This window comes from Amycolatopsis sp. NPDC031561 (genome assembly GCF_055580625.1).
Window position 1 is genome coordinate 571,504 of record NZ_JBVILA010000002.1, and the last position, 13,992, is coordinate 585,495.

14 protein-coding genes and 1 tRNA gene are annotated in these 13,992 nt (G+C 67.6%); 5 read left to right on the forward strand and 10 right to left on the reverse strand.

Annotation, left to right across the window (positions count from 1 at the left end):
- Positions 1-179: 179 nt before the first annotated feature.
- The 5 genes from ACZ5IK_RS08305 to ACZ5IK_RS08325 all read right to left on the reverse strand — a co-directional run bounded on the left by ACZ5IK_RS08305 (position 180) and on the right by ACZ5IK_RS08325 (position 4,896).
- Entirely contained in the window at positions 180-2,105 is a 1,926-nt protein-coding gene (locus tag ACZ5IK_RS08305; RefSeq protein ID WP_465487131.1) for a S8 family serine peptidase, read from the reverse strand.
- A gap of 137 nt (positions 2,106-2,242) precedes the next feature.
- On the reverse strand, positions 2,243-2,440 hold the full coding sequence (locus ACZ5IK_RS08310) for a hypothetical protein (protein ID WP_465487132.1): 198 nt from the start codon (positions 2,438-2,440) through the stop codon (positions 2,243-2,245).
- Positions 2,404-2,637: a hypothetical protein gene (locus ACZ5IK_RS08315; RefSeq protein ID WP_465487133.1), complete on the reverse strand. Its 234-nt coding sequence runs from the start codon at positions 2,635-2,637 to the stop codon at positions 2,404-2,406. The genes ACZ5IK_RS08310 and ACZ5IK_RS08315 overlap by 37 nt, the downstream gene beginning before the upstream one ends.
- Positions 2,638-2,647: 10 nt before the next feature.
- Positions 2,648-3,835, reverse strand: coding sequence for a BtrH N-terminal domain-containing protein (locus ACZ5IK_RS08320; RefSeq protein ID WP_465487134.1), 1,188 nt, complete (start codon positions 3,833-3,835; stop codon positions 2,648-2,650).
- Between the two features lie 92 nt (positions 3,836-3,927).
- A complete protein-coding gene (locus tag ACZ5IK_RS08325) occupies positions 3,928-4,896 on the reverse strand; it encodes a YncE family protein (RefSeq protein WP_465487135.1) in 969 nt (322 codons plus the stop codon).
- Positions 4,897-5,040: 144 nt separating this feature from the next.
- Here ACZ5IK_RS08325 and htpX point away from each other — a divergent pair, with 144 nt between their 5' ends.
- From htpX to ACZ5IK_RS08340, 3 genes are all read left to right on the forward strand, one after another.
- Positions 5,041-5,910, forward strand: coding sequence for a zinc metalloprotease HtpX (gene htpX / locus ACZ5IK_RS08330; protein ID WP_465487136.1), 870 nt, complete (start codon positions 5,041-5,043; stop codon positions 5,908-5,910).
- A gap of 74 nt (positions 5,911-5,984) precedes the next feature.
- Positions 5,985-7,058 carry an LLM class flavin-dependent oxidoreductase gene (locus ACZ5IK_RS08335; protein ID WP_465487137.1) on the forward strand — a complete coding sequence of 358 codons (1,074 nt, stop codon included), beginning with the start codon at positions 5,985-5,987 and terminating at the stop codon, positions 7,056-7,058.
- Between the two features lie 3 nt (positions 7,059-7,061).
- Positions 7,062-8,378: an NtaA/DmoA family FMN-dependent monooxygenase gene (locus tag ACZ5IK_RS08340; protein WP_465487138.1), complete on the forward strand. Its 1,317-nt coding sequence runs from the start codon at positions 7,062-7,064 to the stop codon at positions 8,376-8,378.
- Here ACZ5IK_RS08340 and rfbA read toward each other — a convergent pair.
- Together rfbA and ACZ5IK_RS08350 are read right to left on the reverse strand one after the other, a co-directional pair.
- On the reverse strand, positions 8,368-9,249 hold the full coding sequence (rfbA, locus tag ACZ5IK_RS08345; RefSeq protein WP_101612110.1) for a glucose-1-phosphate thymidylyltransferase RfbA: 882 nt from the start codon (positions 9,247-9,249) through the stop codon (positions 8,368-8,370). The two genes, ACZ5IK_RS08340 and rfbA, sit on opposite strands and share 11 nt — an antisense overlap.
- Positions 9,250-9,302: 53 nt before the next feature.
- Positions 9,303-10,451 carry a sialidase family protein gene (locus ACZ5IK_RS08350; RefSeq protein WP_465487139.1) on the reverse strand — a complete coding sequence of 383 codons (1,149 nt, stop codon included), beginning with the start codon at positions 10,449-10,451 and terminating at the stop codon, positions 9,303-9,305.
- A 183-nt stretch (positions 10,452-10,634) separates the two neighbouring features.
- Here ACZ5IK_RS08350 and ACZ5IK_RS08355 point away from each other — a divergent pair, with 183 nt between their 5' ends.
- Positions 10,635-11,318 (forward strand): hypothetical protein, encoded by a 684-nt coding sequence (locus ACZ5IK_RS08355; protein ID WP_465487140.1) that lies wholly within the window; start codon positions 10,635-10,637, stop codon positions 11,316-11,318.
- 54 nt (positions 11,319-11,372) lie between these two features.
- Here ACZ5IK_RS08355 and ACZ5IK_RS08360 read toward each other — a convergent pair whose 3' ends face one another.
- Positions 11,373-11,864, reverse strand: coding sequence for a YajQ family cyclic di-GMP-binding protein (locus ACZ5IK_RS08360; protein ID WP_007030975.1), 492 nt, complete (start codon positions 11,862-11,864; stop codon positions 11,373-11,375).
- A gap of 119 nt (positions 11,865-11,983) precedes the next feature.
- On the opposite strand from ACZ5IK_RS08360, the gene ACZ5IK_RS08365 reads away from it, so the two are divergent.
- Positions 11,984-12,065 (forward strand) — tRNA-Tyr (locus ACZ5IK_RS08365).
- 131 nt (positions 12,066-12,196) lie between these two features.
- On the opposite strand, the gene ACZ5IK_RS08370 is transcribed toward ACZ5IK_RS08365, so the two are convergent.
- Together ACZ5IK_RS08370 and ACZ5IK_RS08375 are read right to left on the reverse strand one after the other, a co-directional pair.
- On the reverse strand, positions 12,197-13,558 hold the full coding sequence (locus ACZ5IK_RS08370) for a tyrosine-type recombinase/integrase (RefSeq protein ID WP_465487141.1): 1,362 nt from the start codon (positions 13,556-13,558) through the stop codon (positions 12,197-12,199).
- On the reverse strand, positions 13,558-13,746 hold the full coding sequence (locus tag ACZ5IK_RS08375) for a helix-turn-helix transcriptional regulator (RefSeq protein WP_465487142.1): 189 nt from the start codon (positions 13,744-13,746) through the stop codon (positions 13,558-13,560). The genes ACZ5IK_RS08370 and ACZ5IK_RS08375 overlap by 1 nt, the downstream gene beginning before the upstream one ends.
- Positions 13,747-13,992 lie beyond the last annotated feature (246 nt).

Below are 13,992 nucleotides of genomic sequence, written 5' to 3' on the forward strand. Positions count from 1 at the left end.
AGTGGCGATTCGGGTTCTAAGCCGAAACGCCACTCACGACCCCCTGGACCGACCGCTCTCCGTCACCCCCGATACCCGCGTGAAGGCCCCCTTCCCTCGGCTCAGCCGAGGGAAGGGGGCCTTCACGCGCAAAGCAGAAGCGCCAGAAGCACGCCGCCGCAGTGGCGCCCCTCACACCGTCAAGAAACCACCAACGCGTAGTCCGCGTCGGTCGCCGACGTCTCCGGGTGACCGTCGGCGTTCACCTGCGTCGCCACGACCTCCACCGTCCAAGTGCCCGCGGCGGGCTTCTCGAGGATCACGTTCTCCACCGTGTCGATGGTGTTCGGCGCCCCGCCCGCGGTCGAGAAATTGCCCGCCTTCAGCCCGTTGTTGCCGTAGTACACGGTCCCGTTCGGAGCGGTGACCTTCAGCGTCAGGTCGTTGACCCGGGTGACCGACGCGCTCGGCGAGCCCGCCGGGTCGGTGTAGGCCAGCGTCGCCTTGAACTGCTTGGTCCCGTTCACCGCGACCGTGTACTTCTTGGACTGCCCGGTGCCCAGCAGATCCGTCTCGTTGACCAGCACCGGCAGCTTCCAGCCGTTCGCCTTGGCCTGTTCGTGCAGGTAGCGCACGTTCGCGGTACCCCAGCCCTGGTGCGTCCTGGTCATGTCGTGCGAGGTGCCGGTGAACGCGAACTGGTCGGCCCCGTTGATCAGCAGCGCCTTCGCGGTCGCGGCGTGCGGGCGGCTGGTGAAGACGTCGCGGCCCTTGCCGGGGCCGCCGTCGAACACGCCGTCGGCCCACATCTGGAACAGCAGGCCGGCGTTCCCGCAGGTGATCGGCGTCGCGCCGCTCGTGCCGCCGAACGACGTCGTGTACGAGGTGTCACTTCCGGACGACGTGGTGTCGATCCGGTCGTAGTAGTTCGACAGCTCCGGCTTGATCCGGCCGTCGGCGGCCGGGCCGATGCTCGCGCCGCCGTTCCACTTGTCGTCGGTGCGGCCCAGCGTGTTGTAGTGGTACTGCCCGCCGACCGAGAGCACGTTCTTCGACCAGGCCTGCGGCCGCGACTGCTGGCTCCCCGCGTTGCTCTGCGACTGGCAGATCAGCAGGTCGTGGTCGAAAACGATGCGGTCGAGCTCGGCCGAAACCGAGTTGTACGCCGTCGTCAGCCCACCGCCCCAGCTGTTGCTCTGGAACACCGCGCGGTACTTGCCGTTCGCGTCGACCAGTTCCTTGGTGTGGGCGTAGCGGTCCGGCTTGTTGTAGGTGGCGAAGATGCCCTGGGCCTCGGGCAGCAGGCCACGCTGCGGCGCGCTCACGCCGGAGGCGAAGATCTGGCCGTACGTCGAGGTGCCGTGGCTGGTGTCGGTCGAGTTCGTGCCGTGCAGCACGGTCGGCCGTGCCTTGAACTCCTGGTGGGTGGCGCGCAGACCGCCGTCCATCACCTCGCCGCGCACCCCCTGACCGCGGTAGCCGCCGACGCTCTCGATGTAGTTCGCGCCGCTGCTTTCCCGCGCGTTCGCCATGTCGGTCCCTGGCGCGGTGATCGCGCCGACCGCGAGCACCTCGGCACCCTGCGCCACGGTGGCGGCCTGGCCGGAGCCGAGCTTCGCGACGAGGTGCTGCCCGCTCTGCGAGATCGCCTCGATGCCGCCGCCGAGCCGCAGGATCCGCTCGGCGACCGCGCGCTGGTCCCGCGGGTCGGTTTCGACCAGCGTCACCAGATAGCTGCCCGTCCCGGCCAGCGAGATCTCCACCTTGTCGTCCGGCCGGTATTCGCCGAGCCAGCGGACGAAATTCAATTTCGCGACCGATTCACGGTTCTCCGGCTTCAGCCGGACCACGTAGGCGAAATCGGGAATGTAGGTCCCGATTCGCACGCCGAGCGACCGCAGTCGCTCGCGCTGTGTGTCGGTCAGTGAACCACGGACCTGGAGCAGGTAGGCGCCCTTCCAGTCCTGGCTCGCGGCCGTCCGCTCGCTGAGCGGATCGAAGGTCCTGCTGGCCAGACGGATGAATTGCGGATCTTCGCCGGACGGGGCGGCGACGGCCACCCCGCTCGTCAGGAGGAGCGCGCCGACCAGGGGCGCGAGAAAGCGGACAGACTTCGGCCGTGGCATGAAATACCTCCGGGGACTCTGCAGGGGGGAGAGGTCTTTCGAAGGTACCGGCCGAAAAGCGTGATGATCAGCCCCTGAACGGCCCAGCCGTTTTCCGGTGTTGCGGGAAATGGAGCATTAACGGTTAAAAAGTCGATTCAGCGGGCGGCGGGGATTTCGTCGATCGTCCCGATGAACCGCGTCAGCCGCGTGCATTCCTCTTCATCGAGGCGCCGGGTGCTGCCCTCGGGCAGGGTGCACGCGACCCAGATGGTGCGGCAGCGCGCGTAGATCGCACCCTCGTCACGCAGCCTGCTGTTCACCACGACGTCACAGGTCCCGATCCGGCCGACCATCCGGTCTCCACCTCGACCGGATGGTCGCGGAACGTCAGCCGCCGCACGTAGCTGACGTTGTGCTTCGCGATCAGATAGGTCGGTCCTTCCGTTTGGAAGACCCGTTCGCGCAGCGGGTCGAGCATCGCGACCTGCGCTTCCACGAAATGGATCTTCAACGATCGCGCGGTGATCCGGCCGCGCGGCGCAACGGACATCGGCCCGGGTTCACTCCACCAGGGTTTCGGAAAGCTCGCGGATCGCGGCGGTCTCGGCGGTGTGGATGTCCCGGATCAGCGTGCCCATCCTGGAGAAGAGGTCACCGACCTCGACGTCGGTGAACGGCATCTCGTCGTTGTAGTGCGCGCGCAGCTTCCACATCTCCTCGCCCGCCGCCGCGGCCGCCTCCTGCCCCGCGTCGCCCTCGCGGACGCCCGCGGACACCGCGCTGACCAGCCCCCGCACCCAGGCGAACTCCGCTGTCGACGCCGGAACGGCGGCTTCGGCCAGTTCGGCCCAGCGTTCCCCGATCTCTCGCCAGGTGGACGCCAGCTCGGCCAGCTCGGGCAGTTCGAGCAGGCCGGAGGCCTCGGTGAGCGCGTCGGCGAACAGCCCGCGCAGGTGCCCGCCCTCCGCCCCGGCCGGGGTGATGCTTTCCCAGACGTTGAGGAGCGCCCCGACGAGCCCGCGCCGCTCGCCGAACGCGCGCGGCCACCCCTTGGGATCGCGGTCGTCGGTCATCGCCTTCGCCCAACGTCCCCAGGCGGGCAGCGAGAACGACTTCGACGGCGCCGAGAGGTTCCGCGCGCAGTCCGTCAGCCCGCCGCGGACGGCCGCGCGCCAGTCGGCGACCTCACCGGGCCGGGGCGTCGCGAGCAGGTTCTTGTACGAGCCGACCCGGGCGCGTGCGGAGTCGAACGTCTTCCGGTCGACCGTCAGCGGGGCGAGGTTCCGGTCGTCGACGAGCACCCGGCCGTCCTCTTCGCCGTACGCGACGACGAGATGCCCGCCACCGCCGGACATCTCCGGCGGCAGGTGCCAGTAACCGAGCGACTCACGGTCGGGGAGGACGATCACCGGCCTCCCCGCCTCGAGGTCGGCGGTGAGCCGTTTCGCGGCGGCGCGTTTGCCGCCGGTGGTGTGGATGTCCACGCCGAGCCCGAGTCGGTCCATTGTGGACTTGAGCCAGTCGTGCGGATATTGCCAGCGCGCACGGAAACCGAACACGATGGTCGACATCGACTCGTGCGCGAAGTCCCACAGGATGTAACCCGCGCCGATCCCGCCGGACACGGCGAAGATCAGCGCCTCGCTGGGCGCCGTCCCGTCCGGCCCTTCGACACCGTGGTGTGCCAGTACGGCGGCCACGGCCGACACGTCCGGTTGCAGTCCGCCACGCAATTCGTACTCGCTCACCCCGCCATCATGCCCGTGGATGGCGGGGCGGGCGAGTGCCGTCAGAGCTTTTCCGCGACCGGGATGTACCCGGAGTTACTCCACGTGAGAACTCAGAAGTCCCTGATCAAGGAAACCCTGCCGCGCAAGGGATCCGTCACGTACACCGTTTTGGTGCGCTGGTCGATCGCGACCGCGCCGGGGTTCACGCCCAGTGACAGATCACCGGTGAGCAGGTTCGTCACGCCGTCGATCCGGGCGACGCCGTTGGGGCCGCCGTTGGCGTACACGGTGTTAGTGCCCTGGTGGACCGCGACCGCCGACGATTCCGAGCGCAGGAGCACGGTCGCTTTCTCCTTGCGCGCGCCCGGGTCCACAACGGACAGATGATGGATCGCCGAATTCGCGACGAACACCGTTCCGCTCCCGCGGTGCACGGTGATCCCGGTCGGTGACTTGCCGACCGGGATCCCGCCGGTGAACCGCTCGGCGCCGAGATCGAAGATTTCGAGGGAGTCCGTGCGCGTGCTGGTGGCGTAGGCGAGTTTGCGGCCGCCGTCCACCGCGATCGAGGACAGCCCGGGCGTGGGCCCGGGGACCAGTTTCAGCAGGCGGCAGCCGACGCCGTCGAGGACGGCGAGCGTCCCGGTGAGGTCGCTGACCGCGTAGATGCGGTTCGCCTGCTCGTCGACGTCGACCCTGGACGCGCCGGGGCCGGCGGGGATGACGCTGACGACGTCGTTGCTCATCCCGTCGATGACGAGGACGGTCCCGGCGGGCGGGTTCGTGACGAAGATCCGGTTGGTCACGGTGTCCACGGCCAGGCCGGCGGGCTCGCCGCCGACCGGGATCACCGCGCCGACGGTGCCGCTCCGCGAGTCGAGGACGACGACCGTGCCTGTCGACGGGTCCGAGAGGTAGGCGAAGCCGGTGACGGAATTCACCGCGACCGCCTCCGGGGTGCCCCCGACCTCGACGAGGAGGACCTTTTCGGCTCTGGCCGCCGGAGCGAAGGCGACCGCGGAAGCGCCGGCCGCGGCCAGCGTGAGCAGGGCTCGGCGGCTCAGTTCGGGTCCTCGCACAGGCGCCTCCCCATGATCGTTCCGGAACTTGACGATAACCCGCGGTTCGTCCGGGCGAAGGAACTTCGCATCCCCCGATCGCGTTGTTTCCGGTGGGTAACCTCCCTTTGCCCCCACCTCGGAGAAAGAAAGGAGCAGGACGCCGTGCACAAACACCAGAACGGGCTGAAGACCGTCGTCCTGCTCGGCGCGCTGTCCGCGCTCATCGTCGGGATCAGCGGTTTCTTCGGACGAGGCGCGCTGGTCATCGGCCTGGTGGTGGCGCTGGCGGTCAACGCCTACGCGTACTTCAACTCCGACAACCTGGCGCTGCGGGCGATGCGCGCCCGGGCGGTTTCCGAGGCCGAGCAGCCGGCGATGTACCGGATCGTGCGGGAATTGGCGACCACGGCGCGTCAGCCGATGCCGAGGCTCTACATCAGCCCCACTCAGGCGCCGAACGCCTTCGCCACCGGCCGCAGCCCCCGGCACGCGGCGGTGTGCTGCACGACCGGCATCCTCGACCTGCTCGACGAGCGCGAACTGCGGGCCGTGCTCGGGCACGAACTGTCGCATGTCTACAACCGCGACATCCTCATTTCGTGTGTCGCGGGCGCGCTGGCGAGCGTGATCAGCGTGATCGCCAACATCGCGATGTTCGCGAGCATCTTCGGCGGCAACGACCGTGAGGACGGCGACAGCCCGCTGGTCGCGCTGCTCCTGGTGCTGATCGGGCCGATCGCGGCCGCGATCGTGAAACTCGGGGTGAGCCGGTCGAGGGAGTACCAGGCCGACGCGTCGGGCGCGGAGCTCACCGGTGACCCGCTCGGCCTGGCGTCGGCGCTGCGGAAACTCGACCGGGGGACCCGTGCGGCGCCGCTCGTGCCGGAGCCGAAGCTGGTCTCGCAGTCGCACCTCATGATCGCGAACCCGTTCAAGCCGGGCGAGGGCCTCTCGAAGCTCTTCTCGACCCACCCGCCCATGGACGAACGCATCCGGCGCCTGGAAGAAATGGCCCGCCACCCCCGCATCTAGAGGACGAATTGCGGGGAGGGTGTCCCACCTCGTGGGAGGGGGAATCGAGGGGTGGGTGCGGGAGTTCCCCGGGCATGGGTTCCGCACAGCAGTTGCACCTCGGGGTCGCGCTCGACGGGGCCGGGCAGCATCCGGCCGCCTGGCGGGTTTCCGGCGTCCGCCCGGCAGCCTTGTTCACCGCCGCCCACTACCTAGCCCACGCGAAGCTCGCCGAAGCGGCTTCGCTCGACTTCGTCACCCTCGACGACACTCTCGCGCTCCAACCAGGAGGCGAAGAGGTCGTCCGAGGCAGGCTCGACGCGTTGTTGACCTTCGCCGCGATAGCCCCCGTGACCAGCGGAATCGGCCTCGTCCCGACGGTCACCACCACGCACACCGAGCCGTTCCACCTCTCGACGGCCGTCGCTTCGCTCGACTTCGCGAGCCGTGGCCGCGCCGGCGTTCTCGCGGTGCCTTCGCGCACCGAAGCCGAGGTCACGCACTTCGGCAGGCGCACGCTGCCGTCCGAGGTGGACGCCGAAGCGGAGAACGCCGAGGTCGTCGACGTCATCGCCCGGCTCTGGGACAGCTGGGAGGACGGCGCGATCATCCGCGACGAGTCGACAGGCCGCTTCATCGATCGCGAGAAGCTGCACTACGTCGACTTCGAAGGCCGCTTCTTCAGCGTCAAGGGACCTTCGATCACGCCGCGCCCGCCGCAAGGCCACCCCGTCGTCGCGGTGTACGGCGATTCGCCGTACGCGCACGGCGCCGAGGTCGTCCTGATCGACGAGGTCCGGGACGCCCGCGTGCGCTTCCCGGCCGCCAAACTCCTGGCGGGCCTGTCGATCGTGCTCGCCGAGACCGAGCAGGCGGCCATCGGCCGCCGTCGCGCGCTGGAGGCGTACGCCCCCTTCCCGACCGGCGGGCTCAGCTTCACCGGCACCCCGGCCGACCTCGCCGCCGAATTGCCCCGCCTCGCCGCCGCGAGCGGTCTCGACGGCTTCCACATCAGGCCCGCCGTCCTGCCCGACGATCTGGCGCTCTTCACCGCCGAGACCGTCCCCGCGCTCCAGGCGGCGGGCGTGTTCCGGCAGGCCTACACCGGCACCACCCTGCGCGACCATCTCGGCCTCGGGGTCGCAGCCAACCAGTACGCGGAGGCGTGACAGATGCCCAAGCAGGTCAAACTCGCCGCCCATTTCCCCGGCGTCAACAACACGACCGTGTGGAGCGACCCGCGTTCGGGTAGCCAAATCGACTTTTCGTCCTTCGAGCATCTCGCGCGCACCGCCGAGCGGGGCAAGTTCGACTTCCTGTTCCTCGCCGAAGGGCTGCGCCTGCGCGAGCACGCGGGCGAGATCCTCGACTCCGACGTCGTCGGGCGGCCGAACACCACCACCGTCCTGGCCGCGCTCTCCGCGGTCACCACCCGCCTCGGCCTCGCCGGAACACTGTCCTCGACCTTCAACGAGCCTTACGAGGTCGCGCGGCAGGTCGCGAGCATCGACCACCTCTCCGGCGGTCGCGCCGCGTGGAACGTCGTCACCTCACCGGACGCGTGGACGGGGCAGAACTTCCGGCGCGGCGGCTTCCTGAAACGCGAGGACCGCTACCGCCGCGCCGAGGAATTCCTCGCCACAGTCCGGGAACTCTGGGACAGCTGGGCGCCCGACGCGCTGGTGGGGGACAAGGAGAACGGCGTCTTCGCCCGCGGCATCGACCGCTTCGTCCACAGTGGACCGCAGTTCGACATCCGCGGCGAGTTCACCGTCCCGAGGACGCCGCAAGGACAGCCGATCGTCATCCAGGCCGGGGATTCCGACGAGGGCAGGGAGTTCGCGGCCAAGACCGCCGACGTCATCTTCAGCCGCCACGGTTCGCTGGAAAGCGGCAAGGAGTTCTTCGCCGACGTCAAACGGCGGCTGCCCGCCCACGGCCGCGAGCCCGGCGAGCTGCTGATCATGCCCGCCGCGACGTTCGTCCTCGGCGACACCGAGGAGGACGCGCACGAGTACGCACGCGAGATCCGCTATCAGCAGGTGCGTCCCGCCACCGCGATCCAGTTCCTCGAACAGGTCTGGAGCCGCGACCTCTCCGCCTACGACGCCGACGGCCCGCTACCCGAGGTCGACCCGGATCCCGACGCCGAACCGCTGACCTGGGGCCGCGTCCGGCACGAGAAGGATCCGCTGGCCGTGGCCGCGAAATGGCGGGCGATCGCGGAGGAGAAGAAGCTTTCGATCCGCGAACTGGTCATCGAGGTGACCGCGCGCCAGCAGTTCGTCGGCACCGCCCGTCAGGTCGCGGACTCGGTGAACGAGTACGTCCAGAGTGACGCCGCCGACGGCTTCGTGCTGGTGCCGCATCTGACCCCGGGCGGGCTGGACGCGTTCGTCGACGACGTCGTTCCCCACCTGCAGGAGCTGGGTGTCTTCCGGACGGATTACACCGGCGACACCCTGCGGGAGCACTTGTTCAGCCGGTAGCGCCCTGGGTGCGCGCGACGTTCATCAGGTATTCGCCGTAGCCGGACTTCGCCAGCTTCGCGCCGAGCGCGAAGCACTGGTCCGCGTCGATGAAGCCCATTCGCAGCGCGACCTCTTCGAGACAGGCGATCCGGACGCCCGTCCGGTGTTCGAGGACCTGCACGAACTGGCCCGCTTCGAGCAGCGAGTCGTGCGTGCCGGTGTCGAGCCAGGCGAACCCGCGGCCGAGGTCCACCAGGGTCGCGCGGTCCTGCCGCAGGTAGGCGAGGTTGACGTCCGTGATCTCGAGCTCGCCACGAGGCGAGGGCTTGAGGTCACGGGCGATCTCGACGACCTGGTTGTCGTAGAAGTACAGGCCGGTGATGGCCTTGTTCGACTTCGGCTTCTCGGGCTTCTCCTCGATGGAGAGGAGCTTGCCGTCGGCGCCGATCTCGCCGACGCCGTAGCGCTGCGGATCCTTGACCGGGTAGCCGAACAGCACGCAGCCGTCGAGCGCGGTCACGGCGGCCTGCAACCGGCTGGAGAACCCCTGGCCGTAGAAGATGTTGTCGCCGAGCACGAGCGCGACGTCGTCATCGCCGATGAAGTCCGCGCCGATGACGAACGCCTCGGCCAGTCCGTTGGGGGCGGCCTGCTCGGCGTAGGTGAAGCTGAGCCCGAACTGGCTGCCGTCGCCGAGCAGCCTGCGGAAGTGCGGCAGGTCGACGGGGGTCGAGATGATCAGGATTTCGCGGATCCCGGCGAACATCAGCACCGAGATCGGGTAGTAAATCATCGGTTTGTCGTAGACCGGCAGCAGCTGTTTCGAGACCGCCTGGGTGATGGGATGCAGCCGCGTCCCACTGCCCCCGGCCAGCACGATGCCCTTCATCCTCAGCCCCCGCTTCGTAGCCGTTCGCTCGACGGCTCACACTACCGGGTGGATCAGAACGCGGGGCCCTTCGCGAAATACGCCTTGCAGCCCAGGTTGTACTCGGTGGAGATCTGCAGCACGTTCTTGCCGCCGTCGACCGGCAGCAGGGTCGAGCTGTAGTTGGGGCAGAAGTTGTTGTGGATGCCGGTGATGTGCACGGGAGCGGGCAGCTCGTACCAGTTCCCGGCGCCGAAGTTGTCGTTCGCCAGCAGGACCTGGCCGTTCTTGGGCTGCGGGTCCCCGGCGGCGTTGGTGTAGATCTGCCCGACCATCACCAGCCGCACGCCGGTCGGGCCGCCGGGGAACAGCGTGATCGTCTGGGCGTGCTGGAAGTAGTTGCCGCTCGCGGTGGTGACGCGGGTGCCGGGATCGAGAGGATCGCCCCAGTTGGCGCCGTCGGAGGAGATCTTGAAGTACGGGTCGCAGTAGCGGTTGCCGTAGTTGCAGATCTCGTAGGCCAGGTAGTACCGGCCGTCGGGGAGCCTGCGGATGATCGGCATCCCCGGCCGCACCCGGTGGGGCGGGATGGCCATCGTGCGCTGCTTGGTGCCCCAGTGCACCCCGTCCGTGGAGGCGACCCGGTTCATCACCTGCGCGAACTGCGGCGCCTCGGTCTCGTCGGCGTAGTGCAGCCACAGCGTGCCGCCCGCGTCGACGACGAACTCCGGCTCCCAGATGCCGTCGTGGTTGTGGGAGCGGGCGGCCTCGGACAGGAAGGACCAGCTGCGTCCCGCGTCCCGGCTGTACCAGATCTTGATGCCGATCCGCCGCTGCGGACCGGCGTCCTGACGGTAACTCGCGGCCCACAGCAGGGTGCCCGCGCGAAGCCTGCCGACCCGCTGCGGCAGCTCGTACAGCGTTCCGCAGCACATGCCGTAGCGGCCGTCGCGGTCGCGGACCTCGCCGATCTTGTGGAAGCTCTGCCCCTCGTCGGTGCTTTCCATGATCGGGGTGAACTTGCCGCTGCCGTCTTCGCTGGTCAGCGACGCGAGGATGCGGCCGCGGCCGATCGCGGAATGCTCCAGGCGGATCAGCCGTGCGTACGAGCCGTAGCCGGGCACGAGCTGTTGCCGTTCCGCGGCCTGCGCGGAGGTGAACAGCGACGCGATCACGGTGAGTGACAGCGCTAGGGCGAGTGCGGAGCTGAAACGGCGCTTCATCGGAACCTTCCTTGAACGCGATCGCCGGATTACAACACGGGCATTTGTCCATTTCGGACTCCAGAGAAGGCGTTGCGGAAGAAACCCACGCCCGAGTGGCGTGAATCGCTCGGCCGGGTGGCCCGGTAACGCTGGGCTATCGGCCCGCGAAGATCCCAGGAGTGACCATCTAGGGGGACGTACGTGATCAGGCGCTTGTGCGCGGCCGCGAGTGCCGTGCTGCTGACCGCGGGCCTGCTGGCCTGCTCGCCGCCGAACACGGGCCGCGTCGTCCCGCGGGCCGCGGCGGACGGCCTGCGCTCACCTTCGGCGACTCCCACACCGCCGCCGACGTCCACCACCACCCCGCCACCCGGCCCCCAGCCGGTGGAGAAGCATTCGGGCAAGGGGAACGCGTCGGTCCCCACGACCTGGCCGATGCGCCTCGGCTTCGTGACCTTCGACTGTCCGAAGTGTTCCGGGCACGTCGCGGTCAACACCGAGCACGAGCTGATCGTCAACGACGCCGGGCCCTACAAGGGCACGCAGTGGATCAACGACATGCCCGGCTACCAGGCGAAGACGTTCACCATCAAGGCCAACGCCGCCTGGACGCTGACCATCACCGACGAAAGCGGCCTGCCCGTGCTGGAGCCGGGCAAGGCCCTCTCGGGCAAGCGCGACGTGGTCTTCTTCGTGCCCGAGGCCGTCTCGTCGGTCGCCGTCACCACCAAGGGCAACGGCAACACCGCGGTGTGGGTGCACGGCGGCGACTACTCGGATCTCCCCGTGAACCAGCTCGGCGACTACAAGGGCAGCGTGCCCGTGCCCGGCCCCGCGTACGTCTCGCTCGAAGGCGACGGGACCTGGACGGTCACCGCGTCTTAGGTATGACGAAGGCCACCTTCGGTGCTCCCGAAGGTGGCCTTGTCGGTGCCGCTGTCAGCGGTAGTTCGTGAACTGCAGCGCGATCTCGAAGTCCTTGCCCTTGAGCAAGGCGATCACGTCCTGCAGCTGGTCCTTCTTCTTGCCGGACACCCGCAGCTGGTCGCCCTGGATCTGCGCCTGGACGCCCTTGGGACCTTCGTCGCGGATGAACTTGGCGATCTGCTTCGCCTTGTCCGACGCGATCCCCTGCAGGATCTTGCCGCCGATCTTGTAGATCTTGCCGGACAACGCCGGCTCGTCCGCCTCGAAGGCCTTCAGGGAGATGCCGCGCTTGATCAGCTTCTCCTTGAACACCTCGACCGCCGCCAGCGCCCGCTCTTCGGTCTCCGACTCGATCGCGATCGCCTCCTCGCCGGACCAGTCGATCTTGGTCCCGGTACCCCGGAAGTCGAACCGTGTACCGAGTTCCTTGCTGGCCTGGTTGAGGGCGTTGTCCACCTCCTGGCGATCGACCTTGCTCACCACGTCGAAAGAGGGATCCGCCACGTGTTCTCACACCTCGTACTCGCTTGTCAGGAGCTTCCACCCTAGCCCTGCGGAACCCGGTTGACCGGCCCGCCACGGCATTGGGTATTCTTTCGTCTCGACCGGGCTTGCCCGGCCACGGCGAGTTGCCCGAGCGGCCAAAGGGATCTGACTGTAAATCAGACGGCTACGCCTTCGGGGGTTCGAATCCCTCACTCGCCACACCAGCAAGATCGGCCCCCTGACCTGGGAAACCAGGACTGGGGGCCGATCTTGTTATGTGCAGTTGTGTGCAGCCGTAGGCAGCGTTTGACGGCTAGCCGCCCCTAATGTGCCCCTACGTTCTGAGTGCCTCACCAGCCATCCAGCGCCTTCGTCACCCGGTCCCGGGCTGCCTGCTCCCCGCCGTCTAGGCACTTCGCGTAGACCCTCAGCAGCACCGAGAGGCTGTGTCCTGCCCACTTGGCCACGCGGGTAGCTTCTACGCCGCCATTGAGCCACGTGGACACCCCAGCGTGGCGTAAGTCGTACGGCCGCTTAGCAAGGGGACCAGCGGCCACCTCAGCGGTGAATACGCGCTCCCGCGCTGCAGCCCACACCTTCCCGTAGACAGTGCTGCCGACCCGCCCACCGTCCCGGGCCCCGCGGAACAGACGCCCATCCGAGGCGGTACCGAATTCCGTCAGGTGTTTGTGCAGCAGCTCGGTGAGCGCAGGCGGGCATGGGACCGTCCGCCCCGTGTCTGCCTCGCGGTGCTTGAGCGGACCTTCCTCGTTTGCTGTGCCGGAATCCGTCCACTCCGATCCGACCTCCGGTCGCGCTTTCTCCAAGTGGATGTCACCCCAACCCTTCTCCGGAATCGACAGGTTTTGCTTCTTCAGGTTGGTCACCTCCTCCGGGCGCAGCGCGGCGTAGTACATAAGCCCGAAGAACGCCACCAGCGGCGGACCCGGTTTGCCGACCGTGCCGACCGCTTCCAAGAGCATCCGGCCCTGAATCGTGTTCGCGACGGACTTTGGATCGACCTCGTGCAGCACGAAATTGCGTTTCTTGGTCTTCACCTCTTCCAGCGGGTTCGTGTCGAGAAGCTTCTTTTCGATTGCGTAGTCGATGGCGTTTCCGAGCGTCACTCGCCGCAGTCTGACCGTATTTGCTGCCGCGCGTTCGCCGTCTAACTTCAGGTCCAGGACGCGCAGTAATGACCGCAGTATTTCGGGGTTGGCGAGGTCAGACACGTTCCGGCTAGCCTTGCTGGCAGCGGATATAGCGTGCCGAATTTCCGGGGTGAGATCGCTATCTCGCGCCTTAGAGTTGAATGCGGTTTTGAGTGCCTTCCGGAGAAGCTTCGATTCAGGCAGAGATGTCCCTTTCAGCATCGGCACGGTGATGGTCATCAACGACTCTGCGAGCGATTTCCGGTACTTTGGCGACGAATCCGGCCACTTCATGTCCGCGTAGGAGCACGCGAAGTCAAACCACGTCTGTGTCGTCGTCTTGCGGGCTAGCGATACAGGAAGGCCAGATTCGGCGTCGAACGCTTCACCCTCACGCGCAGCGGTCACCAGCTTGGAGCGGAAGCTTTCAGCCAGAGGGAACGTGGCGAAGTAAGGTCCAAACTTCTTGCCGTCGACAAGCCAGCGAACTCGATACGTGGTCTTACTCTTGCCCTTGTACTCTTCGATTTTCCAGATCTTGACGTTGTGCGTTGTTGGCATCAGGCGGCCTCCTCGCATGTGTCCAGCCAGTTGTCGACGTCAATGCGGCGGATGCGGATTTCGCCGTTTGGGAGCTTGATGCATGGCGGCGCTTTCCTGGTCTTGCGCCATTCGTAGAAGGTGCGGCGCGAGATAGTCATTTCGTCGCAGAACTCGGCGACAGTGATGTGCTTGCGTGGCGTGGCCATGATGTCCCTTTGCGTCGTGCGGCTGGGCGAGTGCGCTGGCGAACATGTGGCGCGGGTCCTTTCGGCTCGGTGACACCTGGGTGACACCCCAAAGGGGTGTCACCCAGGTGTCACTCACGTTTGTGCAGGTGAGGGGCTCGGAGTGACAGAGGTGACGGGTGTGACAGGGAACGGGGTTTCCCTGCTGTCCCCTTCCGCGGGAGTGACAGGTGTGCGGGGGTGTCACTCCGTTGTCACTCCCGTTTT

Coding starts and splice junctions, on each gene's coding strand:
- ACZ5IK_RS08340 (WP_465487138.1), top strand. CDS start 7,062: ATGCCCAAGCAGGTCAAACTCGCCGCCCATTTCCCCGGCGTCAACAAC.
- rfbA (WP_101612110.1), bottom strand. CDS start 9,249: ATGAAGGGCATCGTGCTGGCCGGGGGCAGTGGGACGCGGCTGCATCCC.
- ACZ5IK_RS08305 (WP_465487131.1), bottom strand. CDS start 2,105: ATGCCACGGCCGAAGTCTGTCCGCTTTCTCGCGCCCCTGGTCGGCGCG.
- ACZ5IK_RS08315 (WP_465487133.1), bottom strand. CDS start 2,637: ATGTCCGTTGCGCCGCGCGGCCGGATCACCGCGCGATCGTTGAAGATC.
- ACZ5IK_RS08350 (WP_465487139.1), bottom strand. CDS start 10,451: ATGAAGCGCCGTTTCAGCTCCGCACTCGCCCTAGCGCTGTCACTCACC.
- ACZ5IK_RS08375 (WP_465487142.1), bottom strand. CDS start 13,746: ATGGCCACGCCACGCAAGCACATCACTGTCGCCGAGTTCTGCGACGAA.
- ACZ5IK_RS08335 (WP_465487137.1), top strand. CDS start 5,985: ATGGGTTCCGCACAGCAGTTGCACCTCGGGGTCGCGCTCGACGGGGCC.
- ACZ5IK_RS08370 (WP_465487141.1), bottom strand. CDS start 13,558: ATGCCAACAACGCACAACGTCAAGATCTGGAAAATCGAAGAGTACAAG.
- ACZ5IK_RS08310 (WP_465487132.1), bottom strand. CDS start 2,440: ATGGTCGGCCGGATCGGGACCTGTGACGTCGTGGTGAACAGCAGGCTG.